General features: G+C 45.0%; 21 protein-coding genes and 1 pseudogene. 14 read left to right on the plus strand and 8 right to left on the minus strand.

Going from position 1 to position 24,024, the window contains the following annotated elements; translation table 11 throughout:
* The first annotated feature begins 110 nt into the window (after positions 1-110).
* Positions 111-2,990: an MGH1-like glycoside hydrolase domain-containing protein gene (locus R7Q09_RS05865; RefSeq protein WP_318070602.1), complete on the plus strand. Its 2,880-nt coding sequence runs from the start codon at positions 111-113 to the stop codon at positions 2,988-2,990.
* Between the two features lie 105 nt (positions 2,991-3,095).
* On the opposite strand, the gene R7Q09_RS05870 is transcribed toward R7Q09_RS05865, so the two are convergent.
* Positions 3,096-4,664, minus strand: a complete 1,569-nt coding sequence (locus tag R7Q09_RS05870) for a DEAD/DEAH box helicase (RefSeq protein WP_318070603.1) — start codon at positions 4,662-4,664, stop codon at positions 3,096-3,098.
* A 148-nt stretch (positions 4,665-4,812) separates the two neighbouring features.
* On the opposite strand from R7Q09_RS05870, the pseudogene R7Q09_RS05875 reads away from it, so the two are divergent.
* Positions 4,813-4,890: pseudogene (locus tag R7Q09_RS05875) on the plus strand (VOC family protein); the annotation flags it as partial.
* Between the two features lie 59 nt (positions 4,891-4,949).
* Here R7Q09_RS05875 and R7Q09_RS05880 read toward each other — a convergent pair.
* Entirely contained in the window at positions 4,950-5,660 is a 711-nt protein-coding gene (locus tag R7Q09_RS05880) for a biotin/lipoate A/B protein ligase family protein (protein ID WP_053349299.1), read from the minus strand.
* A gap of 27 nt (positions 5,661-5,687) precedes the next feature.
* The gene (locus R7Q09_RS05885; protein WP_196358484.1) at positions 5,688-5,843 is read right to left on the minus strand and encodes a hypothetical protein; all 156 of its coding nucleotides are present in this window, start codon (positions 5,841-5,843) and stop codon (positions 5,688-5,690) included.
* 42 nt (positions 5,844-5,885) lie between these two features.
* Here R7Q09_RS05885 and R7Q09_RS05890 point away from each other — a divergent pair, with 42 nt between their 5' ends.
* Positions 5,886-6,212, plus strand: a complete 327-nt coding sequence (locus tag R7Q09_RS05890) for a DUF4156 domain-containing protein (RefSeq protein ID WP_005387015.1) — start codon at positions 5,886-5,888, stop codon at positions 6,210-6,212.
* A 68-nt stretch (positions 6,213-6,280) separates the two neighbouring features.
* Here R7Q09_RS05890 and R7Q09_RS05895 read toward each other — a convergent pair whose 3' ends face one another.
* Both R7Q09_RS05895 and R7Q09_RS05900 read right to left on the minus strand, forming a co-directional pair.
* Entirely contained in the window at positions 6,281-7,309 is a 1,029-nt protein-coding gene (locus tag R7Q09_RS05895) for a hypothetical protein (RefSeq protein ID WP_053349297.1), read from the minus strand.
* 410 nt (positions 7,310-7,719) lie between these two features.
* Positions 7,720-8,868 carry a PLP-dependent aminotransferase family protein gene (locus tag R7Q09_RS05900; RefSeq protein WP_017819834.1) on the minus strand — a complete coding sequence of 383 codons (1,149 nt, stop codon included), beginning with the start codon at positions 8,866-8,868 and terminating at the stop codon, positions 7,720-7,722.
* A 125-nt stretch (positions 8,869-8,993) separates the two neighbouring features.
* Here R7Q09_RS05900 and R7Q09_RS05905 point away from each other — a divergent pair, with 125 nt between their 5' ends.
* Positions 8,994-9,863 carry a GyrI-like domain-containing protein gene (locus tag R7Q09_RS05905; protein ID WP_064369384.1) on the plus strand — a complete coding sequence of 290 codons (870 nt, stop codon included), beginning with the start codon at positions 8,994-8,996 and terminating at the stop codon, positions 9,861-9,863.
* 80 nt (positions 9,864-9,943) lie between these two features.
* Positions 9,944-10,840, plus strand: coding sequence for a LysR family transcriptional regulator (locus R7Q09_RS05910; protein ID WP_213867584.1), 897 nt, complete (start codon positions 9,944-9,946; stop codon positions 10,838-10,840).
* An 80-nt stretch (positions 10,841-10,920) separates the two neighbouring features.
* On the opposite strand, the gene R7Q09_RS05915 is transcribed toward R7Q09_RS05910, so the two are convergent.
* Positions 10,921-11,958: a DUF4382 domain-containing protein gene (locus R7Q09_RS05915; protein WP_318070604.1), complete on the minus strand. Its 1,038-nt coding sequence runs from the start codon at positions 11,956-11,958 to the stop codon at positions 10,921-10,923.
* A gap of 232 nt (positions 11,959-12,190) precedes the next feature.
* Between R7Q09_RS05915 and R7Q09_RS05920 the strand changes: the two genes are divergently transcribed.
* Complete coding sequence (locus tag R7Q09_RS05920) at positions 12,191-12,430, plus strand: YdcH family protein (RefSeq protein ID WP_005373737.1); 240 nt, start codon at positions 12,191-12,193, stop codon at positions 12,428-12,430.
* Positions 12,431-12,503: 73 nt separating this feature from the next.
* On the opposite strand, the gene R7Q09_RS05925 is transcribed toward R7Q09_RS05920, so the two are convergent.
* Positions 12,504-13,175: a cupin domain-containing protein gene (locus R7Q09_RS05925; RefSeq protein WP_005387008.1), complete on the minus strand. Its 672-nt coding sequence runs from the start codon at positions 13,173-13,175 to the stop codon at positions 12,504-12,506.
* Between the two features lie 208 nt (positions 13,176-13,383).
* Here R7Q09_RS05925 and R7Q09_RS05930 point away from each other — a divergent pair, with 208 nt between their 5' ends.
* The 6 genes from R7Q09_RS05930 to R7Q09_RS05955 all read left to right on the plus strand — a co-directional run bounded on the left by R7Q09_RS05930 (position 13,384) and on the right by R7Q09_RS05955 (position 20,193).
* A complete protein-coding gene (locus tag R7Q09_RS05930; RefSeq protein ID WP_182015828.1) occupies positions 13,384-14,526 on the plus strand; it encodes a hypothetical protein in 1,143 nt (380 codons plus the stop codon).
* Positions 14,516-15,442: a metal ABC transporter solute-binding protein, Zn/Mn family gene (locus R7Q09_RS05935; RefSeq protein ID WP_213871436.1), complete on the plus strand. Its 927-nt coding sequence runs from the start codon at positions 14,516-14,518 to the stop codon at positions 15,440-15,442. Before R7Q09_RS05930 ends, R7Q09_RS05935 begins: the two co-directional genes overlap by 11 nt.
* Positions 15,443-15,445: 3 nt before the next feature.
* Positions 15,446-16,240 carry a metal ABC transporter permease gene (locus tag R7Q09_RS05940; protein WP_005373725.1) on the plus strand — a complete coding sequence of 265 codons (795 nt, stop codon included), beginning with the start codon at positions 15,446-15,448 and terminating at the stop codon, positions 16,238-16,240.
* A 299-nt stretch (positions 16,241-16,539) separates the two neighbouring features.
* Entirely contained in the window at positions 16,540-17,259 is a 720-nt protein-coding gene (fabG, locus tag R7Q09_RS05945) for a 3-oxoacyl-ACP reductase FabG (RefSeq protein ID WP_213871435.1), read from the plus strand.
* 312 nt (positions 17,260-17,571) lie between these two features.
* On the plus strand, positions 17,572-18,300 hold the full coding sequence (locus R7Q09_RS05950) for a hypothetical protein (protein WP_025767960.1): 729 nt from the start codon (positions 17,572-17,574) through the stop codon (positions 18,298-18,300).
* Positions 18,301-18,819: 519 nt separating this feature from the next.
* A complete protein-coding gene (locus R7Q09_RS05955) occupies positions 18,820-20,193 on the plus strand; it encodes a carbohydrate porin (RefSeq protein WP_318070632.1) in 1,374 nt (457 codons plus the stop codon).
* A gap of 63 nt (positions 20,194-20,256) precedes the next feature.
* Here R7Q09_RS05955 and R7Q09_RS05960 read toward each other — a convergent pair whose 3' ends face one another.
* Entirely contained in the window at positions 20,257-21,243 is a 987-nt protein-coding gene (locus tag R7Q09_RS05960) for a LacI family DNA-binding transcriptional regulator (protein ID WP_050940955.1), read from the minus strand.
* 235 nt (positions 21,244-21,478) lie between these two features.
* Here R7Q09_RS05960 and R7Q09_RS05965 point away from each other — a divergent pair, with 235 nt between their 5' ends.
* Complete coding sequence (locus R7Q09_RS05965) at positions 21,479-22,918, plus strand: sucrose-specific PTS transporter subunit IIBC (RefSeq protein ID WP_005450218.1); 1,440 nt, start codon at positions 21,479-21,481, stop codon at positions 22,916-22,918.
* Between the two features lie 165 nt (positions 22,919-23,083).
* A complete protein-coding gene (locus tag R7Q09_RS05970) occupies positions 23,084-24,007 on the plus strand; it encodes an aminoimidazole riboside kinase (RefSeq protein ID WP_318070605.1) in 924 nt (307 codons plus the stop codon).
* Positions 24,008-24,024 lie beyond the last annotated feature (17 nt).

The raw sequence follows: 24,024 nt of genomic DNA on the forward strand, positions 1-24,024 counted from the left end.
GTTGGGGTTTGACGTATAGATGTTATCTATAGCTCGCTCCTGACTTCCTATTTTCCCCTCAAAAAGGTGTTCTTTAGACTGTCGCCAAAACAACAATCTAAGGGATGAACATGAAACCGAGTTTTATTGCGCTTGCTGTCGCGTCTTGTATTGGTCTTGCTGGATGTGGGTCAGATTCCTCTGATGCGCCTGTGCCGGTCGACAAACCAATTATTTCAGCCGACTTATATTTACGTGGTTTAAATGGGGATTGGGGCACGGCAGAGTATGCCAAGCTAAACTATTTGGGTAATAACGAGTACGAAACCGTACTGCGCGTCGCTCGAGGTAGCAATCAGTTCAAGATTGCTGATCCGGGTTGGCAGATCCAATACACCTATTTTGAGGAGCCCGCGGCGTTGGATAAAGCTCAAGAGTACCAGCCAAAACCGGACACGAATGAAGCGTGTATGAACGATGATTGCAACTCTGAGATCACGTTTGAAGACAAAGGGTATTACAAGTTTTCTGTGAGCTTTGCCGATGAAAGTCGCGCGACAATGACTGTGACGAAAGCAACGCAAGAAGAAGCGGAAAAATACTACTCTGATGCGATTCTCGACCCTGCAATGGTGCATGAAGGGCATCAGAGCAAAGAAGTGAAACTGTTCGCCAATTACGATGACTCGAGTGATACCGTGATTTTTTCGGTGAAAGATCCTAAAGCTGAACTGCGTGAATTTGGTATTTCAACGACGACAGAATTACGTGATGCGCTCGACCAAGGCTTAGTGATTAATGAACAAACAGGGCCGCGAGTGGTGTCGGGCGATGTCGCGTTTGACGCGTTGTTTGCGTTGACGATGAAAGAGCTAGACCAGCTTGCCGTTTCTGAAATCAAAGACGGCAATTACAACTACAACAACCCAATCAAAGCGGAAGTTTTTGAGACGGGCGCGAAGTGGCATTACGTATGGACGCGTGATTTGGCGTACGCAGCAGACCTTTCGCTTGCATTGATGAATCCAACTCGCGTGCAAAATGGTTTGAATTTCAAATTGTCCGCTTTCCGCGATACGACCGATCAGCAATACGATGGCGAGCAGATTGTGCAAGATACGGGCACGGGCGGTAGCTGGCCAATCAGTACCGACCGCACGACTTGGGCGCTTGGTGCAGAACGCTTACTTTCGGCATTGGATGGGGAAGAGTACAACCAATTTGCCGAGCGCGCTTACAAAGCGATCAGTAATACACTTGAAGCCGATCGCCTGGCGGCTTTTGATGCGAAATCTGGTTTATACACCGGTGAGCAATCATTCCTTGATTGGCGTGAGCAAACGTATTCAACGTGGACGCCAAACGATGTCAATGCGATTGGTAGCAGCAAAGCGTTATCGACAAACGTGGTTCACTACCGCGCGATTCAGCTCGCGGCTAAGTTGGCAGAGAAGTACGATTCAACCAACGCGGTCAAATACACCGAGTGGGCTGCACAGCTAAAAACCGCTATCAACGAGCAGTTTTGGAATGCCGAACGCGGTATGTACGTAAGTTATTTGTTTGATAATGGCAAAGACATCGCGGTCGACAAATATGACATGTTGGGCGAAGCACTTGCGATCATCAGTGGTGTGGCAAGTGATGCGCAGGCGAAACAAATCATGGCCAATTACCCACACAGTGAGTTTGGCGTGCCGGTTTACTTCCCTCAACAACCGGACGTGCCTGTGTACCATAATCGCGCAATTTGGCAATTTGTTACCGCGTACAGCTTGCGCGCCGCGCATCAAACACAAAATGTGGCAGCAGCGAACAATGCCATTCAATCGTTGGTTCGTGGTACGGCAACTAATTTATCCAACATGGAAAACTTAGAGTGGCTTTCTGGTAAGTCATTCATCATCCATAGTGATCATGGTGAAGATCCAAGCATGGATGGCCCAGTTATTAACTCTCAGCGTCAGCTTTGGTCTGTGGGTGGCTACTTGAACATGGTGGTAGAGACCCTATTCGGCATCCATACCGAAACGGGCAAGTTGGAAGTGAAGCCGTTTATCACAAGTTGGGTGCGCAATAACTTGTTGGCTCAGTCTGAACAAATCACGTTGGAAAACTTTGCCTTCAAAGGAAAGAACTACTCGGTAACGATTGACTTGCCTGAAGTAAGCAAAGATGACACAGGTTACTACCCAGTTGAAAATGTCACGATGGACGATGAGGGGCATTTCCACGTGACATTGGGCGCGCTTGTGAATGTAGATAGCAGCATTACTTTAGTTTCTGGTGTGAAACCGTACGCAAGTGAAGATAGTCGCGTTTATTCTCCGCAAGAGCCAACATTGGTGGTAAAAAGCGTTGATAATTCGGTTTCGATTGACGTGACGAGTAAGTACAACGTGAACTTGTATCGCAATGGCGAGCTGATTCAAAAGAACGTGATTGCTCAATCTTATTCCGATACGCCAATAGGTTTTGCTTGTTATTTGGCTGAAAGCATTAACGATAAAGGCTTCCGTTCTAACCCAAGCCAACCTGTTTGTGTCGGTGAAGAGATCCGCATCAAACTCGATGGCGAAAATCAGCCACTCAAAGACAATGTCTCAGTGGTTACGGTGAGTAAAGACAGTGGCATCGTAAAAGGTACAGAGTCGTTTACAGCGCCTGTAACGAGCACTTACCAGTTCGATGCTTGGTACAACAATAACCTAGGGCAACTTAATACTGGCATCACGAACACCGTGAAATTGTTAGAGGTATTGGATGATGCAGGTAAGGTGGTTGGCCAAGGTTACTTGCAGATGGGCCATATTGGTGAAAACCAAGGTATGCGTTACTCAACGCCAATTGAAGTAGCGTTGGAGCAGGGAAAAACCTATCAGATCGCGCTGAAGGACCACTTCAATATGAGTTACCTCAAATCGAATGAAACCTACATTTACGCTGGTGGTATTGAGGGTGAAAAGAACGAAGCGCAAATCGCAGATATTCGAATCACACCTTTAATGTAGACTGTTTTAACAAAGCTGTATTCTAAAAAAACTGTGTTTTAAGAAAAAAAGCCGCTGAGATTATCAGCGGCTTTGTTGTATTTGCTATCGGTGGCCGTTTACAGGTTAGTTTGCAGCTTGCGGACGAGGCTTACGGCGCTGACCTGACGGTTTGTTTCCTGCAGGCTTAGCATTGTTTGGCTTGCGGTTACCAGACGGTTTACCAGCGTTGCCACTCTTATTACCGTTTGGTTTATTTCCATTCGGTTTATTACCATTTGGCTTGTTGCCGTTAGGTTTGCGGTCATCTGGTTTACTGTTTGCACGACTTTGGCCTTCACGGTTGCCTTTAGGCTTGCCCGCACCGCCTTGGTTGGTGCTGTTTTTGTTGCCGTTGTTACCACCGTTGAAGCGACGCTTAGGTTTGTTTGCACCATTGCCTGTTTTCTTTTCGGTTGCTGGAGCGTTTTCACTTGCAGCATTTGGCGTTTTTGGTTTTTTTGGCTTCTTAGGTTTTTTCGGTTTGATTGGGCGCGTATCCAGTTTAGATTCTGGCACCACATTGGTTGGCGCAAAACCTTCCAACTCTTTACGTGGTAGTACTTCTTGAATCAAACGTTCAATCGCAAACAACTCAGATGCTTCTAGCGCACACACCAGTGAAATCGCTTTACCTACTTCGCCCGCGCGGCCAGTACGACCAATACGGTGAACGTAGTCTTCTGCCACTTTCGGTAGCTCAAAGTTCACCACTTGCGGTAATTGCGGAATATCGATACCGCGCGCAGCAATGTCCGTCGCGACCAACACACGAATTTCACCCGATTTGAAATCCGCCAGTGCTTTGGTACGTGCGCCTTGGCTCTTGTTGCCGTGGATGGCAGCAGCCGGTAGATTTTGTTCGATCAGGAACTTCGCCAGACGGTTTGCGCCGTGTTTCGTTTTCGTAAACACCAGCACTTGCTTCCAATCGCCGTCTTTGATCAATTTAACCAACATCGGTGCTTTCTTCTTCACGTCTGCTGGGTAGATGCTTTGCTCAACCGTTCTCGCCGTCGAGTTTGCCGGGTTCACTGAAATCTCAACCGGGTTGTTCACCAAGCCTTTCGCAAGGTCGCGGATTTCATCCGAGAAAGTCGCAGAGAACAGTAGGTTCTGACGTTGTTTTGGTAGCAGAGCTAGGATTTTGCGAATATCACGGATAAAGCCCATATCCAGCATGCGGTCTGCTTCATCCAGTACCAGAACTTCTAGTTGGTCGAATTTGACCGCATTTTGGTTGTACAAATCCATCAGGCGGCCTGGTGTTGCTACCAGCACATCCGCACCTTTGCGAAGACGCTGCATTTGCGGGTTGATCTTCACACCACCAAAAACCACCGTACTGCTTAGTGGAAGGTGACGGCCGTACATAAACACGTTTTCTTGCACCTGAGCCGCAAGTTCACGCGTTGGCGTCAGGATAAGTGCACGAACTTGGTTAGCACGAACGCGAGGGCCGTTCGATAAACGCTCAAGAATCGGTAGCGTAAAGCCTGCGGTTTTACCTGTACCAGTCTGCGCTGCTGCCATTACGTCTTTCCCTTCCAAAATAGCAGGAATTGCTTTTGCCTGAATTGGCGAAGGGGTGTCGTAGCCTTTCTCTTGAATAGCTTTAAGGATTGGAGCAGATAGACCTAACGAGGTAAAACCCATATGTATGATTCTCAATTGTAGAGTTAGATAACAACGCGCCGAAAACAAATCGGTGCGAAAAGTGCGACATTCTGAGGCTTTTACGCGCAGGCTTCAACTAATTCCGTCATGGATAAATATTTGAACTGGATCTCATTTCTTTTGGGCAGGCAAAACTGATAACTGGTTTGGTCGATCGATTGAATGGTTTTACGTTGGCGATGCCCATTCTTACATCGCTATCACGGTATGCAGTTTTAGTTTATCGAATGATGTTCGGAGTGTGGGGGAGGATTGCTCCTTTCATTACTCCGCTTTTGCATGCGTTAAAAACGCACTCGTCAATTGCTGAAAGAGCGAATCTACCGATGGGCGGTCGGATATATGATGGAAGAGCGGTGTGTGGACATCACCACGAATATCATCGCTGTGACCGCAGAGCTGATTACACATTCGTACTGGTTCGACAATCTTCTCGACGTCGGCATCAATCAGAATGCATGCTTGTGATAACACCACTTGCCCACCGCCTTTTTTCAGTAAAACGCGCTGCGCGGTTCCCACGACTTTTTGCCCGCCAATGTTGAGGTTGTACTCGCCATCGCAGTAGGAATAAGGCGTAGCATGAACATCCACTTTCACGCCGAGCTGTTTAAAGAAAACCGTTAATATCGCACATAAATCGAGATACGCTTTTTTGATGTTGTAAGGCTCGCCTTCTGGCCAGTGGTAAATGTGGGATAGATTGATAATACCTGGCACCTGAGGGACTGGGGCACCACCGGTTTTACGAGAAAAGAGCTTCCAGCCAGACGTATTTAACGCATGTTCTAACTCATTAGACACTGGCCATTTCTTACCCGCGGGAAGCACGAGCGTTGGACTTTTTACTTGCCAAAGCAATAGCACTTGCGAGAGTTGGTTGGACTGAACTTGTTTAATGAGCTCATCTTCTTTGTCAAATGCATCAGCGACTTCCGTAGCTGTGTAGCGAATTAGCTTATTTTTAGCAACCAAACTCTATCCCTCGCGGCTATTTAATCATTACTGTTGTATCTCAGATACAGCTTTATTGCTAGGTCTGTGATTATTAGGTTTTTGCTCGCTAGCTGCATGATCACCTTTTGGATCTTTTCCGTTGTCCATTAATTCTACTTGAACACGCGATAAAAAGTTTTTGCTAGTCATCACATCAGCCATTCATAAAATCTGCCATCTATGAAAAATTTTGGCGATATAAGTATGAAAAAGCGAGTGATGACTCTCGCGTTAGCGGCATCATTAACGGGATGTGTGACGTTCCCAACTCAAGAATCTGAGCAAGTACAGGTGCTTTGGGACAATGTGAATGCGATTGAAAACTGTGAACTAATGGGTACCGTGATCGGCTCAGAAGGACACTTTTACGACTATTGGCTTCACGCAGATAAAGACATGGTTTGGGGTACGCTAAACCAAATGCGCATCAAGGCGGCGGATTTAGACGCAGATACCTTGTACTTATATCAACCATTGAGCTTTTCTACGTCAGTAACGATGTTTGCAAATGCTTACAAGTGCAAACAGTAGCTATAGGCTTGAAGACAGGCGCTGCTCTCCTGTCTTTGATGCGTTCTACAAATACTGGCTACCTTGCGTTAATTGACGTTTGCTGTCGCCACCGCTGATGTATCAGAGAACGACAATGTAAAGTCTCGCTCGGTATTAAGCACTTTGGCTGGAAACTCTAAGCTCAACTGCGTATGTGGCGCGACTTCTGAAGCAATGCTAGTAACGAATTTTCGGGTTTCTCCAGGAGAGATCGATATGTCACTTCCACCTTGTGATGAGAGCTCAGCGATACCCATTGTTTCAAGTGTGTTACCGGCAGTATCCGCCAGGTGTAATAAAGATTCTGACTTGTAGATTAATTCTCCACTTTCTGTGCGATATGCATTAAACGTGTTGAAATTTGGTTGTAATGATCCTTGTGATCCAATGTTAGTAACGGAAAATGTCACATTAGCGCCATCAAAGTTCTCGACTCTTACGAGTACGTTACCGTCTTGGTAACGAGCGGCTGCTGCCGCAGTTGCTTGTTGTTTCTGCCTCTGTTTCTCTTTTTCAATGTCGCTTAACTGTTTCTGCTCATTAGCGATTCGATTCTTTGCCATGGAGTACGACTGATCGACCATTGCTATTAAAGCGGGGATTGAATACAAAGTGAGGCCTTCCAAATGGTCAAAGTCGATTTTGGCATGTTGAGTACGTTTATGATTAGAAAATTGGCAGTAACCATCAATCAAACTGATGAAAGCCACTTCAAAAGTGCCCTGTAATCGGCTTACTTCCTGTGCTGCTTTCTCTAGATTTGAGCGGACTTTCCGAATCTCGTCCAAACTCTTTTGTGAAAGACGACCGTTTGGCGATACGTCGTTAGAAACCGAAACCAGTTCTTCGGTCACAAATGGATTGTTTTCGGCAGGAATCACCGTAGTGATACGGTTGGATTTGGTGATGTCTTCGCCCAATAAAACCATCATTTTTTGCGATGCGGCGGTTGTGTTGCCCGCTAATACGTCACTACAGTTTGGCGACGTATTGGCATATGCGGCGAATGCGGTAAAAAGTGAAAGTGTAACGGACCAGCCGATGGTGACAAGTCCTGTCGTGATTCGAGTATTCATCCTGATAACCCCTCTGTCATTTGGTGCGATTCACTGACGTAATTGCCAATCAAAAGATTGGCTCGCGACATTCAGAATGGTTCTGGTCAACCCTTCGTAGTGGGTATGCCCACAGATGCTTTTTTAGTCGTTTATCAACCGCTAAGCCACGATTGATAAAGTGTCTGAAATTGAGAGCATTAACGCTGCGAAGTTGATGTCTTTGACTGAAAGATAGACGTAACTTTTCTAACCATCAAATACGTGATTGAGTTCTCATTTTTATATGAGTGAGAGGTTCAAGAGAAAACAGGCACTTACTGTAGAGAGTTGATTTGAAGGAAAAATATAAATTTTTTTGGGGAACTTTTTTGATGCTGCCTTTGAGACTTTTTTGAATCTCAAAGGCAGGTTCTTACACTCGCGTTCAATTACAACGTGTTGAGGACATCCGCGAGTCGAGAGACAGCTGTCGTCAGTTCTTCTGGTGTAGCATTGGTAAAGTTAAGACGCAGAGCGGCTTTTACCTTTGAACCTTCTGGATAAAAGACCGGGCTCGGCACTACAGCAACCCAGTTTGCGAGAAGGTTTTTCGCCAGTTCGAAGGTGTCGCATTCTGGAATTTCGACCCAAACGAACATACCACCATCGACGGGTTTGAGTACGCAACTTTCTGGCAGCTGTTTTTGCAGTTCAGCAAACATGACATCGTAACGTGATTTGTAAAGCGCACAGATGGTTGAAATGTGCGTTTCGAAGTTGTCATGTTGCAGTAGACCATGCAGCAAAGCTTGCATAGGAATACTAGAGTGCAGATCGGCACCTTGTTTAATTTTGATGAGTGGCTCAAGGTAGCTACTCTTGCCCGTAACTACACCAATACGCAAGCCTGGTGAAGCTATTTTGGAGAAAGAGCGCAATACGATGGAGTGCTGCGGGCAGAAATCCGAAACTAGCGGCAGTGCTTCACCAGAAAAACGCAGCTCGCGGTATGGTGCGTCTTCAATGAATGCAACGTCGTATTGGATACAAAGTTCGGCAACTTTTTGGCGAGTCTCTAGCGCCCAGCATACGCCCGTTGGGTTGTGAAAATCGGGTACGGCGTAGAACATTTTTGGTTGCTGCGTGGCAAAGCATTGTTCGAGTTCTTCAAGGTTTGGGCCACACTCGGTTTGTGAAACGGTCACGATGTTGGCTTGCACTAGACCGAATACTTGCATAGCACCAAGGTAGCTCGGTGCTTCCATCACCACTTTATCGCCCGGATTTACGTACGCACGCGCAATCAAATCTAGCCCTTGCTGAGAGCCCGTTGTGATCATAGCCAAATGAGATTCCGGCAGCTGGTAATAATCGGTCAAAAAGTTAAGTAGCGGGGCGTAGCCTGCTGTTGCGCCGTATTGAAACACCTCTGGCATATTAGCGAGGTTTTCGAGCGTCGGTTTCATTAAGTCGATCGGGAAGGTTTTTTCGTCCGGCAAGCCACCTGCAAGAGAAATGACGTTCTTATCGCTCGCTGCTGCGAGGATCTCTCGGATATAGGATGACTTAGTTTGTTGTAATGACTGTGCGATTTCCATGTGCTGTGCTTCTCGTAATTGTCTTTTTTTATGTCAGAAATAGTATAGGTAAATTGCCAAGCTTGGTGTGTCCATTTATGCTGTTAAACATGTCCATTTATGCTATTTAAGCGAAAGTTTACTCCGTGAGCCATCAACAAGTTTCCAGAATCAATGACGTGCTGTTTTACATTCACCAGGACATTAGCAGAGATTTATCGGCTAAAGAGCTAGCAGATGTAGCAGCCTATTCTGAACAGCACTTCCATCGTATTTTTAAAGATGTGGTAGGGGAGTCTGTCCATCAATATATCCGTCGAACAAGAATGGAATACGCCGCCAATCAACTGATGTTTGATACCAGCTCATCGGTGTTAGACATTGCTAACAAGTGCGGCTTTAGCTCGGTATCTTCTTTTAGCCGAGCGTTTAAAGCAACGTTCGCTATGTCTCCTGGTGCGTGGCGAAAGCATGATTTACAAGTCGCAGAAAAGCCGTATCTAAAAGATCCGGAAGTGGCTGCGGGTTATCATCGGGTTGCTAAACGCGAGTTGCCAGAACCTAAAATTATGGAGGTTCCACAACGCTTTGCGGCTTATGTGCGGCATGAGGGTTATAGCCGTTCCATTCGCAATGCGTGGCTGATTTTGAAGGCGTGGGCAAGCTCTGAGAATCGGGACTTTTCGGTTCAATATGGTTTGCATCACTCCAACCCCGCTTGGGTCGAGCTAGATAAGTGTCGCTATGTGGCTTGTATGGCGATTGATAAGCCGCTTAAAGTACGCGGTGTCGTGAATCAAATGACGATTCCGGGTGGTTTACATGCTGTTTTTCGCTTAACGGGAGTATATGGTGAGCTTCTTCCTCAACTGAGTATGGTATTAGAGAAGTGGTTGCCGAATTCAGGCTTTAAGCAGCGTTCTACTCCCGCTTATGTTCACTATCATAAAAACCATTTCCTCAGCCATGATGAGGCGTTTGAGCTGGACTTCTATCTTCCCGTCAGTTTTTTCTAACCGGAGTACTTATTTACTATCCATAAGGAAGAAAATGCTAAGCTCTATATGGTGATTTTTTACAAATAATTGAAAATTAAATGAACATCGATCATGTAAAGCTATTTGTCCGTTTGGCTTCGACACACAACATCAGCATGGCTGGCCAGGAGCTTGGACTTTCTCCTGCTGTCGCTAGCGCACACATCAATAAACTTGAGGACAGCTTAGGAGTACGTTTAGTTCATCGCACCACACGCAAAGTTTCCTTAACTGAAGAGGGGCAGGCTTTTTTACCTCACGCGGAGGAGGTCCTTGCAACAGTGGAGGCAGCAAGGGGAGCTGTTGGATCAGGGCAGAGTGCGCCAACGGGAGTATTACGTATAACCGCTTCTGCAACTTTTGGTCGCTTGCATATTGTGCCCGCATTAAAAGGTTTTATGGCGCGTTACCCAGGGTTAACCGTGGACTGCCGATTTTCTGATTCCATTATTGATCTGGTTGAGGGAGGTTTTGATGTCGCCATTCGTGTCGCTGAGTTGAAAGATTCTTCATTGGTCGCAAGAAAGCTTGCGCCAGATCGTCGTATTATCGTTGCATCACCAGATTATATTGAACAATTTGGGAGACCTAACAAGCCCCAAGACTTGACGAATCATGAATGTATTAACTTAGTTGGAATGAATAATTGGTCATTCAATACAAAAGATGGAATGTTCAATGTAAGAACTTCTGGTCGTTTTAAAACCGATAATGGTGATGCGATGAGAGACGCGACGGTAAACGGGTTAGGTATTTCTATCAACTCGGTTTGGAGTGTTTATCAAGAATTACAAAGTGGTCAGCTAGTGGAAGTACTCGAAGATCACCCTTTAGCGATGGATGCTGGGATTTGGGCTGTGTACCCAAGCTCTCGTTTAATTGCGCCTAAGGTGCGTGCCTTTATTGATTACTTTGCTGAATACTATGGCACGCCACCTTATTGGGAAGAGGTTTAAAAGTCACAAAGACCATGATCCGTGCTCAGTTGGAATAGCAAAAAAAGCAGACCCATGCAGGGTCTGCAGTGTTAGAGAGATTAAAAGTCTGCGTTTGTATCGGTACCAACAAAGACGCTAATTCCGCTGGTAGATTGATAAATGCTAAAGGTTTCACCTGCAACAATACCATCTACAGAATCGTCATTTGCGGTACAGGTATAGCCGACGGAGTACGTACCGGGCTCTACAAAGCCAAATTCATATTCGTAATTTGCTTCATCAATGTCTTCCACTACGTTCGCCGCTGCGATTGGCATTATTTGGCCTTCTGCGCCTGCAAATGGCCCCATGTTCTCTTCGGCGATATTTCCTTCATATAGGTAGACCGCGTGTGCATACCCATTTGCACTTGGGGTATCCGTTTCGCAGCTTTGATAGGTCAATGTTGCGACATCACCCTGAATCTCCCCCGTTGTAACCGTGTTAATTAAAGTGACGGAGGTGCGTTGAATGCTGTAGCCTTCGTTTTGGCCTGTTCCGTCTTTTAAGCCACGGCGCAGATCAAATTCAACTACGAACTCATTATTGTCAGGGTTGACTGCAAAGGTGTTGTTAAAGAACAGTACTCCAGAGTCAGGATCCTTTCCGACACCTTGTGGGCAAGCACCATCACCTTTGACGGTCAGTGGGATTTGATTTCCTGTCGCTTCGTCAATCACATACGATGGGTAGTTTGGATGATCGCCATCATTAGCAAACACGCAGAGTTTATAATTACCAGTTGGTATCAGTTCATCATCCACCAATTCCTGCGCGTCACTGCCTTGGAAATTGAGTAAGTTAACACTTAGTGGGAGTGGATCTTCACCTTCGGGAAGGGGGTTACCATCTTCGTCGACCAAATTGCCTTCTTCGTCTGTTTTATACACATCGAAAACTAGTGGTGTACCACCATCCAAAGGGAGGAATGCCACTTTGTTGTATGCGATAACCACTTCTGATACGTCATCAATAGGGGCATCTGATACAGACAAGGTAACCGGAGTCATTGTGCTGACAGAGTCACTGTCTGAATTACAGCCAATCAACGCAACTGTTATTGACGCACTGATCAAGCCAATTTTCATGCTGTTCATTTAGATGTACCTTTTTATTAGAAGTGTATTAAATGTAGTCGATTATTGATAAAACACAGAATAATAACGAGCGGAGTCGCGCGGTTAAAAGAGTGATAAACCATGACTAAGAAGTTCAGTAAAAGTGTGCTCAAATCGACGATATTGTGCTATTTGAAGTGCTATGGTTAGAAATGTGTCGCTCAAAAAATGAGCGGACAAATACATCAACAACTCTAGCCAAGAGGTCTCTATGTTAGGTGAAAATCACTCATTAACTCATGAATTCCCAGAACATTTGGATACCATTACCCAGCTTACCGAAAACGATGCATCATTTGCTGAAACCGTTAAAAACTACAATGCTTTAGATAAGGAAATCCGCGTACTAGAACTTCAAGGAAGCCCGATTGATGATCACGAAATGAACGTGTTAAAACATAACCGGGCTGAGCTCAAAGACTGGCTCCACTCGCGAATAATGGGTTCTTAGTGACGAAATGATCATCGGCTCGTAAATAGCGGGCCGATTTTAGTTCCAATGGACGATGCCAAGTGTGCAAACATTAGGAGTGCTGAGCAGGAGCTTGGAGCGGCAGGTGACCAGTTTTTACCCAAATGATCGTTTCTTGCTCTACAAAAGGAAAATGCTCGCTCATATGTGGGCTTCGGATCCAAGAGAGAGCGGGATAGGTACCTAGCTCGTCTCTAAACTCTCCTGACAATACGAAAATCTCTTCACCACCAAAGTGACGGTGTGGTTGAAATTTCTCACCTTTTGGCCATTTAACCAACGCGACATGTTCGTGCTCAAAATTATGTAGAGGCATGACTTGCAACCCACCGACACCACTCTGCCAGCTCGCTTGGTTTGTATTAATGCGAACTGTTTCAAGATCCTCAGATTCGAACTGATTTAGTTTAACTAAAATCACACAGCCTTCTTCGCTAAATGGTGCGTGTTGACTTCCTGGAGGGTTACGAAGGTAAGTGCCGGCAGGGTAGTCACCGTATTCGTCAGAGAATACTCCCTCGAGCACCAATATTTCTTCTCCTTGAGGGTGAGGATGAGTCGAAAACTGCGAATTTGGCTCGTATTTAACGACGCTGGTGGTATGCCCTGATTCTTTGGCTTCTCGTTCCAAAGGTTTGCGCCACACACCTTTGGAAGGGCTGGCGATCCATTCCTGTTGAGCAGTATCTATCACGATTCTTTTTGAAAAATCCATATTCAACATATTGAAATTCCGTTACTTATTTAATTACTAATTCTCATTAGTATACGTATAAAAAACATCAATTGATTCATTTGTTGATAGCCCAATTCATGGATTGAGTACGAACATGAAATCGGAGCCTAATTTAAATTTCTGCTTGTGTAATGAGAATTGTTATATTATAACATCGCAAAATTAAATGTTATAACATAACAAAAAGGAAAAAGTAGTGAATAAGAAATTGGTGTCTCTCGTGATCGGTAGCATTTTTGCATCCCCTGTTTTTGCCGACACACTATCGAACCCACAGATTGGTGTTGTTGTTGATGGCTACTACCAAGATGGCCAACGTCATAATTCTGAGCGCGAAGAAGGCTTTGGTCTAGGCCATACGGAATTAAACTTCTCATCAAATATCGACGACAAGTTTTACGGCGCATTGACCGCGGTTCTTGAAAGTCATGGTGATGATACAGAATTAGAGCTTGAAGAGGCATTCATCGAAACTTTGGCATTGCCATATGGTGTAAATGTGCGCGCTGGCCGATTCCTATCTGACTTTGGTTATCTGAATAACCAACACATGCACACCGATAGCTTTGTCGAGCGTCCAATTGCTTATCGTACTTTCCTTGGCTCGCACTACTACGATGATGGTGTACGTGCAAACATCGTGTTGCCAACCGACCTTTACGTAAAACTTGGTGTAGAAGCGCTTAGTGGTAGCAAAATGTCTTCTGTCGAAGATGGTTCTGAAGTTGGCGTGTACACCACGACGCTGAAGCTTGGGAATGACTTCTCCGAATCTTCAAGTTGGCAGTTTGGTTTAAGTTACCTGCGCAACGAAAACGGCAAGGTTAAAGAGTTCGAAGATCACGACCACGGTCATGAAGAAGAGCATGATCACGAGCACCATCATGGCGCAGCAGTGACAGGTGCGAACCTTTACGGTGCTGATTTTGTTTGGAAATGGGCACCAGACGGTAATTACAAATACAGCAACTTCACGCTATCGGCTGAATACATGCTGTTAGACGGTGTGGTAGACAGCAAATATAAAAACGATGCAGAGTCACCAGACAACCTAAGCGCATACTATGTTTCGGGCGTTTATCGCTTCAACCCAAGCTGGTCAGCTGGTCTACGTTACGGCGAAGCAGAAAGCTACGATGGTCATGCACACGGCGACCACATGCATTTTACTGAGCTGAATGATAAAGAAATGGATGCGATGATCGCATGGGATTCTTCTCATTTCGGTACTATCCGTGCGCAATACACTCGCATTGATAACCAAGACAGTGAGACAGACAACGTGTTCACTCTGCAATACGTGATGACATTTGGAGCGCACGGTGCTCATGCGTTCTAAGCTGACATTGAATAAATGCAGTTTGGTGATGATGGCGGCAGGAGCTGCCATCATCTCTTCGCCTGCTTTAGCTCTAAACATTTTTGTTTGTGAGCCAGAATGGAAAGCCTTTCTTGAAAGCCACGCGCCAGATGCCAGTATTTATTCAGCGACAACGGTCAAGCAAGACCCACATTACGTACAAGCTCGCCCTTCTTTGATTGCGAAGATGCGCCAAGCGGACATGGCAATGTGTTCGGGCGCAGAACTAGAGGTGGGGTGGTTACCTATGCTGCAAGTTCGTAGCAGCAATGCGGCGGTGCAAAATGGTGCGCCGAGCATGATCTACGCGACGGACTTCGTGCGCATGTTAGATACTCATGCTCACGTTGACCGTAGCATGGGAGATATACACGCTCACGGTAACCCACATGTTCAATTTGCGGCAAATGACATGATTCCATTATCTCGTAAAGTCACGGAGCGCCTAAAAGCGATTGATCCCGACAACGCACAAAGTTACCAAGTGAATGGTATGAAGTTTCGTGCTCATTGGCGTAAAAAGCTTAAAGAATGGAATGAGAAAGGGGCTGCTTTAAAGGGTAAGCAAGTTGTCGGTTATCACGCGACGTATCGTTATTTGTACGATTGGCTCGGAATGAAGCAGATTGCCGATCTCGAACCTAAACCGGGCATTTCACCGACCACATCTCACCTGCAATCGCTTACCAAGTTAGATGCTGACAGTTTTGATGCGATTGTTTACTCCTCTCATCAGGATCAGCGTCCAGCGAACTGGTTGCAAGATCATACTGACAAACCTGTGATTCAACTGCCATTGACCGTTTCTGAGGGTGAAAGCTTGGATGAGATGTACGATCAGGTCATTGATGATTTACTGGATGTGTTAGTGCCGCCCGTTCCTGTGAAGATCTAAGCCATGGCGGATTATGCATGGCTTTTACCTGCGGTTTTGTGTGGTTTAATTGCGTTAGTTGGCAACATCGTTCTGGGGCAACAAGTTCTTAATCGTCAGATCATCTTTATAGATTTGGCGGTGGCGCAAGTCGCGGCATTGGGGGCAGCACTAAGCCACTACTGGTTGAGCCAATACGCGCTGTTCTCAGGCTCATTCTTTGGCGAAATGATTGGCCCTTGGGTGATGTCTTTGATGCTTTGCGGTTTGATCGCCTTAATGGAGAAACGATACCAGCAGCATTTAGAGCCCATGATCGGCAGCTTGTTTGTCGTGTCTGCATCGCTGGCGATCCTGCTGGTGAGCAAAGACCCACACGGCGGAGACTTTATTCAAGGCATTCTTAATGGGCAACTGTTATGGGCGACTTGGGCAGACGTTTGGCCTTTGGCACTCATTACCGCTGCGATGTTGCTATTAGTTTGGTTAAAACCTGCGTTTATGCGCGGTAGTGGTTTTTATCTGATCTTTGCTATTCTGATGCCCATTACGGTCAAGTTAACCGGCATTTATTTAGAATTTGCTTTGTTGGTGATTCCAGCTTTATGTGCGGCAGCATTGAAGGGAACTCGATTCTTTGTCGCCAGTATCAGCATCGGTATTGTTGGGATCTTATCGGGTATTGCCGCGTCGGCTCGCTATGACTTACCGAGTGGTGCGAGTATTGTGATCACCCTGTTTATTGCTGGCATGTTGTTTAATCTCTTGCTTCAGCCTTTTCTGGTGAAAATAACAAAACCAGCTTTTGTAAGAGATTAAGAGACAAGTAATATTGGTCTGATGAAGTAGTATTTGATTAATCAGACCAATACTTTTCTATCCAAGTCCTCCAATCGTGTAACTTTGCGCCTTCCAACACACTTTCTTACGTTGATCTTGCCATAGTCATCAAGTTGCCTTGATTAGTTCACATCCGACTCCCAGACTGTTTCTATAGTTTTTATAAGATATAAAAGACCCTGCGTATGAGAAGCGCAGCTGTAACGCGATTAGGCATAAAAACAAAAACGCTAGGGATACAAGCGAATTTGTAATCTCAACATTTAAGGAAGACCAAGATGAAACCGGAAAAAGTAGCAGTAGTCACTGGTGCGGCTCGTGGTATTGGCCAAGCGATTTGTGAACAATTACTGGAGGATGGATTCCATGTTGTCGGGCTAGATATATCGCCCGTGGAATGGAGCCAGTCGGCGCAGCTAAGCAGTTATCAAGTCAACTTGTGTGATGCCGAAGCCGTCAGTGAAGTAGTAGAAAGTGTTGTAGAGCAGCACGGAAGAATCGATGCTCTGGTTAACAACGCGGGCATCACTCGAGATGCATTGTTGCCAGATATGTTAGAGCAAGACTGGGACAGCGTGATCGACGTGAACCTAAAAGCGGTGTTCTTACTCACCCAACGTGTTGCTCCTGTCATGCTAGAGCAGGGCACAGGCAGTATTGTTAGCATTTCTTCTATAGTGGGAACGGATGGTAATATCGGCCAGAGCAACTACGGCGCAAGTAAAGGCGGCGTCATCTCAATGAGCAAAGGCTGGGCGAAAGAACTTTCAAGAAAGGGTGCACAGATACGCGTCAACTGTGTCGCGCCAGGCTTTATCGCCACCGACATGACCAAGAACCTGCCAGAGAAAGTTATTCAAATGATGGAAGGCAAAACCCCATTAGGGCGCATGGGCTCAGTTCAAGATATTGCCAATGGCGTCTCTTTCCTAACCTCAGACAAGAGCGCCTACATCACAGGACAAGTGCTCAAGATTGACGGTGGGTTGGTATTATAGCTCGCTAATCAAAATCTAAAATAAAAATGCCTTTTACTTATGTAAAGGGCTTTTTTGTTTGAGGAATGTTATTCGGGCTTTTGACACTTTCACTTTATTCGTTTCGCACTGCCGGACTTGTATGATTAAGTATAGAGTGAGTACACATAATTCACTTTTACATCGTTCTCTGTTATTAACCTAGATATGTAGCTAATCAAAAATATTAACTTCGAAATAGAATAGCTGTTGAGGTATTAAAGTATGATTTTGTTGCCCATGGTATTAATTTAAATGATAATGCCAAGAAATAATTAACTTTGAATACTCACTATGTACTTAAAAACTGTACTGTTTAGCGCGTCAACTCTTCTTATTTTGGGTTGTAACTCCGAATCAACTAACCCATCTACTGAAGAAAGCGGATGGATAGTTGTAAGCTCTCACTCCGAGCCAAGAAAGCATCAGGTAATTTACGAAAAACATAGCAGGAAAGGTCTAAGTCTTGCCACTAACGTTCCGGATCTTGACCTGCCTTTAACTTACCAACTAGCGAACCAAATTATTGAGGTCAAAGAAGAGCTTACATTTGGTGAAAATATTGACGGGAACCGCCTAACTTGGAAAGCTATTGGCAATGCTAAACTTAGAGAAAATCAAGTCCACTACGGAGTTAATAAAGATTACTCAGCTTCTAATGAAGGTATTGCTATCGGTTATGTTAACTTTGAGTCGAGGTTTGAGGCTGAAGGACAGCTTGGAATCGAAAAGTTAGTAATTGCGATGTATGACGATGTCAAGAGTGTCGAATTTTACTCTGGATGGGATAGTTCTAAAATATCTTGTTACCAAAATACGTTTGATGAAGACTTAGCTTGTTACGGTGAAATTTTAATTAACGACGATATAGTTCATGTTTTTGATAAATATCTGTCGTATGAATATGTAAACATGGTTTACGACACCGTTATGTCCAAAGGTCGAGAAGATATAATTGAGGCAGATTTTCAACATCAAATTAAATACTTACTAGTCGAAGAGAATAACGTTGAGATGCATTAGCTTGATTACTTTTTGGTAATGAGTGGCTTTTCGAAGCCGAAGTGACCATGAGCAAGATTATTAGATTTTACAAAACTCATTTATGTTCAAAAAATGAGTTTTGTAGATATTAAAATGCATGGAGCCAAATTCTCTCACTGATTCTATGAAGTTTTTGTGCGCTCTAACCACAAGACAATCTATAAAAGACGTTGAGCCAACGTCTTTGCCACAATGCCACCTGTTAATAAGGCTTTCAATGCCTCTTTCTCATTGCTATTCAAATGTGCGCTGGTTAATGATTTTTCTGTAAGTAACACAATTGAACGTGATAGAAGTAACAAAATGGCCTCTTAACGGTAACGTTCCCGAAAAGTTTATATATTATCGCCCTCATTGATATAAGTAGTAGAGACGCTCTGAGTACGAGCGCTCTGAAATTCAGGCTTTAGATGGACATTTAAAGTCACCATAAGTTTGCGATTTTTCTTGGGAACGTTTGCAGCATGCCTAAGTATAAATTTACGTGAGACTATGGAAATGAAACTACACACTTTGACGATGGCAGTAGCGCTTGGACTGGTTACTGCACCTGCATTCGCAGCAACAGATGTTGACGCTCTTGAAAAGCGAATTAATGAATTAGAACAGAGACTTGAGCAGACAGAAAAAGCATCCACAGAAGCAAATGAGAAAGCCTCAAGCTTTGAGTTTCATGGCTACGCTCGTTCCGGGCTACTGATTAATGACGATCTGAATGGTGCAGTGGGTACTGGTCCTTACATGACGGCAGCTGGTGCTATTGGCGCTCCAGTTGGGCGATTAGGGGTAGAGGATGATCATTATGTGGAAGCAAACCTTATTCACAAACGTTTTGCAGATGATGGTTCCAGCGCATTGTTCCGAATCATGTTGGCAGATAGTACGGAAACCAATAACGAATGGACGGCGAGCGAGAGTCAATTAAACGTTCGTCAGGTATATGCTGAGCTAAACAAGTTGAGTATGTTCTCTGAATCAAGAGCTTTTGCTGACGCGACGTTTTGGGCTGGTAAACGATTTGACCGTGATAACTTTGACATTCACTTCTTTGACTCGGATATTGTTTTCTTATCTGGTACTGGTGCTGGTGTGTATGACGTCCAAATGAGCGATTCGTGGAAAGCAAACTTCTCGATCTATGGTCGTGATTTTGGTGAGATTGATAGCTCGTCAACAGATGTTGAAAACTATATCGCGACAATGAACAACCGCTTCGGTAATTGGCAATTGATGCTGAGCGGCATGACGTCTGCTGATAACAATGATCGCGTAGAAGGCGCAGCGGACAAAGGTTTACATGCGATGTTTGCTTACCATGGCGATAACTTCTTTGGCATGAGTGAAGGCTTCTCAAAAACCGGTATTTTGATGGGTGATGGACTGGGTGCGGAACTTAAAGGCATCGGTTCAAACGGAGATTTGTTAGAAGACGCAAAAGCCGTACGTTTGTTCAGTTATGGTGTAACACGCATCGGCGACAACTGGCGTGTAGCACCTGCGTTGCTAGCAGAACATAGCCAAGATCGCTTTGCTAAAAATGATGAATTCACGTGGGCATCGTTCAACATCCGCTTAGCGCAAGAGTTTACACAAAACTTTGAGATGGTTTATGAAGGCTCATACCAATACATGAACCTAGACAATGCGATTGATAAAGCAAGTGGCAGTTTTTACAAAGCGACAATTGCACCAACGCTTAAGATGTCTACCGCAGCAGGTTTCTTTGACCGTCCGGAGCTACGTTTTGCTGTTAGCTACGTTGATTGGAGCGAAGACTTGAATGGCTACTCGATTAGCCAGGATGCGGGCGCTGCAACGATGGGTGATGGTGGTGAAGTTCTGTTTGCACTGCAAATGGAAACTTGGTTCTAAAGGGGTCTAACCGACAAAGAGTAATAAGAAAAGCGCCAACTGATTTCAGTTGGCGCTTTTTCATTAACAGGACTGACGCTCAATTGTTTTGAAGGTTAGTACCATCTTACTCATTTCAAAACTTCTGTTGGCAATTCTATCTAGTAACAGTTTCGCACCATTTTCCCCTGCTTTATCAAATGCATAGTTAAATGTTGATAAGGTTGGGGTGCACACTGATGCGAGCTCATCATCACCAACTCCTAGCACTAAAACGTCTTTACCCGGTGTTAACCCGAGCTCTTGAATCGCTCTCATCGCACCGATAGCAATACGGTCTGTTGCACAGAACAAGCCATCTAGTTTAGGGTTCTTTGTTAAGTGTTGTTTTGCCAATGAATAGCCAGAATCGATTGTAAAGTCACCACGAGCATGGAAGGTGAGCTCAAAACCATGGTGTTGCAGAGCTTGAACAAATCCTTCAGAGCGTTGTTTATCTACCGCGATATCGTCACCTTGCACACCAATAAAACCCATGGTTTGGCAACCTTTTGCAACCAGTCTATTTCCCGCTTCAAACCCTACTCGTGCGTCATCATGAATGATGCTTGGAATATTAAACATGGAACCATCTTGACCGACGAGCACAACTGGGACGGCTGAGTTTTGAATTGCTTTTACCAGCTTGGAATCGAGGTGGGTGGCATAAAGAATGATCCCTTCAACCCGTTTTTGGTTAAAGATCTGAATATATTCCAGTTCTTTTTCGTGGGCTTGGTGAGTGCTAGCAAGTAAGACATGTTTCCCAGCTTTTTCAAGGACATCGGTTAATCCATCGACACCTTGGGATGTGGCATGAGAGGAAACCCGAGGAACAATGACACCAACCAGATTGGTCTTTTGAGATTTTAGATCTTTAGCGACTTGGTTCGGCACATAGCCACACTCCGCTACTGCTTGGCGGACCTTTTGTTTTGTCGCTTCTTTTACGCCATACTCATCGTTTATAACCCGTGACACTGTTGATTTTGATACGCCAGCCAGACGGGCGACATCATGCAGACTCGCCATTGTTCCTATCCATTCTGTTTTTCGTTTTTGGGATTGTTTGCAAAGAGAAGATGAAAATCTCTTTGATAAGTAGCGATTCTAACCTCCTATACTGCTCTTAGGGAGAGAATTTGACGATCATTCTCACATTCTCTCTGCTTTATCTTTGATCATTTGGTTTTATTGAGCAAAAATCTGTTTTGCAAACGTTCCCGAAAATATCGCAAGCTCAGATAATAATCCAATGGGGTATGAAATGAATTATCCGGCAGTAGCAAAAGAGTTGTTAACTCTATTAGGTGGTAAAAGCAACATCACCGCACTTGCGCATTGTGCGACACGCTTACGCCTTGCCGTTGCAGATGAGCAAAAAATAGATGAACAAGCGATTGATAGCCTTGAAGGGGTAAAAGGGCAGTTCAAAGTTGCGGGTCAGTACCAAATCATTTTTGGATCGGGCATCGTAAACCAAGTTTATGCAGAAATGGCGAAGTTGACGGGGATGAGTGAAATGTCCACCAACGACGTTGCGTCTGCTGGCGCAGAGAAACAAAACATCGTTCAGCGCGCGGTGAAAGGGCTGTCTGATATTTTCGTCCCAATCATTCCAGCAATCGTCGCTGGCGGTTTGTTGATGGGTATCTATAACCTATTGACTGCTCAAGGCTTGTTTATTGATGGCAAATCTTTGATTGATGCCAACCCAGGACTGACAGACTTGGCGAACATGATCAACACGTTTGCGAACGCTCCGTTTGTTTACCTGCCTATTCTGCTGGCATTTTCAGCCAGTAAGAAGTTTGGCGGTAACCCTTATTTAGGGGCGGCGTTAGGTATGTTGATGGTCCACCCAGAATTACTTAACGGGTGGGGCTTCGGGGGAGCTGCGGTATCTGGCAACATTCCGGTTTGGAATATTCTTGGCTTTGAAATTCAAAAAGTGGGCTACCAAGGTTCGGTGTTACCGGTTTTGGTATCGGCATTCATTCTTGCGAAGGTTGAGTTGGGTCTGCGCAAGGTTATTCCTTCTGTTTTAGATAACCTTTTAACGCCGCTACTTGCGATTTTCATCACGGGTTTATTGACGTTTACTGTCGTCGGTCCATTCACGCGAGATATCGGTTTCCTATTGGGTGATGGTCTGAACTGGCTATACAACACAGCTGGCTTTGTTGGTGGTGCGGTATTTGGTCTTATCTATGCTCCGTTTGTTATTACCGGTATGCATCACAGCTTCATTGCGATTGAAACGCAACTTCTTGCGGATATTGCGACGACGGGCGGCACCTTTATCTTTCCTATTGCGGCAATGTCTAACGTTTCTCAAGGCGCAGCAGCGTTGGCAGTGGGCGTGATGAGTAAAGATAAGAAGATGAAAGGTATTGCGATTCCATCGGGTGTCACGGGTTTGCTGGGTATTACAGAACCAGCCATGTTTGGTGTTAACTTAAAACTACGTTACCCATTTATTGCGGCAGTTTGCGCTGCGGCGTTATCAAGTGCGTTCATCACAATGTTTAATGTGAAAGCTCAGGCATTAGGGGCAGCTGGTCTTCCAGGCATCATTTCCATCACGCCGGATAAGATTGGTTACTACATTGCGGGTATGGTGATCGCGTTCTTGACCGCATTTGTTCTCACCATTGTTCTTGGTATGCGTGACCGCGCTAAAGTCGGTAAAAAAGCAACGGCTTAATCTGAATTCCTTAAGGGTGGAGTCCCCCAAAATCCACTTCTTTTCCTAAATGTTTGGGGTGCTAGCCAAGCACTAATGGCTTGGCTAGCCTTTTTCAATTTTTACTTGGTAGTGAAGGTGTTCAACACGTTGGACTATCAGGGCTTTAATTTTAAGGTAAGCAAGATGAATCAAGTGTGGGTAACTGGTGATGCTGTTGTCGATCTAATACCGGAATCTGAGACTTCTTTACTCAAATGTCCCGGTGGTGCACCAGCGAATGTCGCCGTAGCAATTGCTCGTCTATCTGGTAAGAGTGCGTTTTTTGGACGTGTGGGTGATGATCCATTTGGTCGCTTTATGAAATCAACGCTGGATCAAGAGGGCGTGTGCACGGAGTTTCTCGTTAAAGATCCTGAGCAAAGAACATCAACAGTGGTGGTGGGTTTAGACGATCAAGGTGAGCGCAGCTTTACGTTTATGGTAAAACCGAGCGCTGATCAGTTTATGTCTGTTGAAGACATCCCAAACTTTAAGCAAGGTGACTGGCTGCATGTTTGTTCGATTTCACTGGCAAATGAGCCAAGTAGAAGCAGCACATTTGAGGCGATAAAAAGAGCAAAATCCGCTGGTGGTTTCATTAGCTTTGACCCTAACCTGCGTGATGAAGTGTGGCAAGATCAATCAGAAATCCAAGCTGTCGTAATGAAGGCTGTAGCGATGGCTGATGTGGTTAAGTTCTCTGAAGAAGAGCTTTTGTTCTTAACTGACTCAACATCGATAGCGCAAGGTTTACAACAAATAGCCGCTATGAATATTGCTTTGGTCTTGGTGACACAAGGTGCGAAAGGCGTTTGGCGCGTCTTTGAAAGTCAGAGTGAGCTGATCACCGGTCAAGTCGTTAGTCCGATTGATACCACAGGTGCGGGTGATGCTTTTGTCGGAGGGCTACTGGCATGTCTGTCTCAACATGACGATTGGAAAAATCATCCTGTTGTTAGCTCTGCGATTCAATGGGCAAATGGCTGTGGTGCATTAGCGACGACGCAAAAAGGCGCAATGACCGCGCTTCCAACCCAGACAAAATTGCTGCAATTTATTGGGCAATGATTTTCAGATCCAATTTC

The organism is Vibrio sp. 2130-1, assembly GCF_033339515.1.

Coding starts and splice junctions, on each gene's coding strand:
- R7Q09_RS05890 (WP_005387015.1), top strand. CDS start 5,886: ATGAAAAAGCGAGTGATGACTCTCGCGTTAGCGGCATCATTAACGGGA.
- R7Q09_RS05900 (WP_017819834.1), bottom strand. CDS start 8,868: ATGGAAATCGCACAGTCATTACAACAAACTAAGTCATCCTATATCCGA.
- R7Q09_RS05955 (WP_318070632.1), top strand. CDS start 18,820: ATGAAACTACACACTTTGACGATGGCAGTAGCGCTTGGACTGGTTACT.
- R7Q09_RS05960 (WP_050940955.1), bottom strand. CDS start 21,243: ATGGCGAGTCTGCATGATGTCGCCCGTCTGGCTGGCGTATCAAAATCA.
- R7Q09_RS05915 (WP_318070604.1), bottom strand. CDS start 11,958: ATGAACAGCATGAAAATTGGCTTGATCAGTGCGTCAATAACAGTTGCG.
- R7Q09_RS05910 (WP_213867584.1), top strand. CDS start 9,944: ATGAACATCGATCATGTAAAGCTATTTGTCCGTTTGGCTTCGACACAC.
- R7Q09_RS05920 (WP_005373737.1), top strand. CDS start 12,191: ATGTTAGGTGAAAATCACTCATTAACTCATGAATTCCCAGAACATTTG.
- R7Q09_RS05965 (WP_005450218.1), top strand. CDS start 21,479: ATGAATTATCCGGCAGTAGCAAAAGAGTTGTTAACTCTATTAGGTGGT.
- R7Q09_RS05950 (WP_025767960.1), top strand. CDS start 17,572: ATGTACTTAAAAACTGTACTGTTTAGCGCGTCAACTCTTCTTATTTTG.
- R7Q09_RS05970 (WP_318070605.1), top strand. CDS start 23,084: ATGAATCAAGTGTGGGTAACTGGTGATGCTGTTGTCGATCTAATACCG.
- R7Q09_RS05865 (WP_318070602.1), top strand. CDS start 111: ATGAAACCGAGTTTTATTGCGCTTGCTGTCGCGTCTTGTATTGGTCTT.
- fabG (WP_213871435.1), top strand. CDS start 16,540: ATGAAACCGGAAAAAGTAGCAGTAGTCACTGGTGCGGCTCGTGGTATT.
- R7Q09_RS05935 (WP_213871436.1), top strand. CDS start 14,516: ATGCGTTCTAAGCTGACATTGAATAAATGCAGTTTGGTGATGATGGCG.
- R7Q09_RS05925 (WP_005387008.1), bottom strand. CDS start 13,175: ATGTTGAATATGGATTTTTCAAAAAGAATCGTGATAGATACTGCTCAA.
- R7Q09_RS05895 (WP_053349297.1), bottom strand. CDS start 7,309: ATGAATACTCGAATCACGACAGGACTTGTCACCATCGGCTGGTCCGTT.
- R7Q09_RS05870 (WP_318070603.1), bottom strand. CDS start 4,664: ATGGGTTTTACCTCGTTAGGTCTATCTGCTCCAATCCTTAAAGCTATT.
- R7Q09_RS05940 (WP_005373725.1), top strand. CDS start 15,446: ATGGCGGATTATGCATGGCTTTTACCTGCGGTTTTGTGTGGTTTAATT.
- R7Q09_RS05885 (WP_196358484.1), bottom strand. CDS start 5,843: ATGGCTGATGTGATGACTAGCAAAAACTTTTTATCGCGTGTTCAAGTA.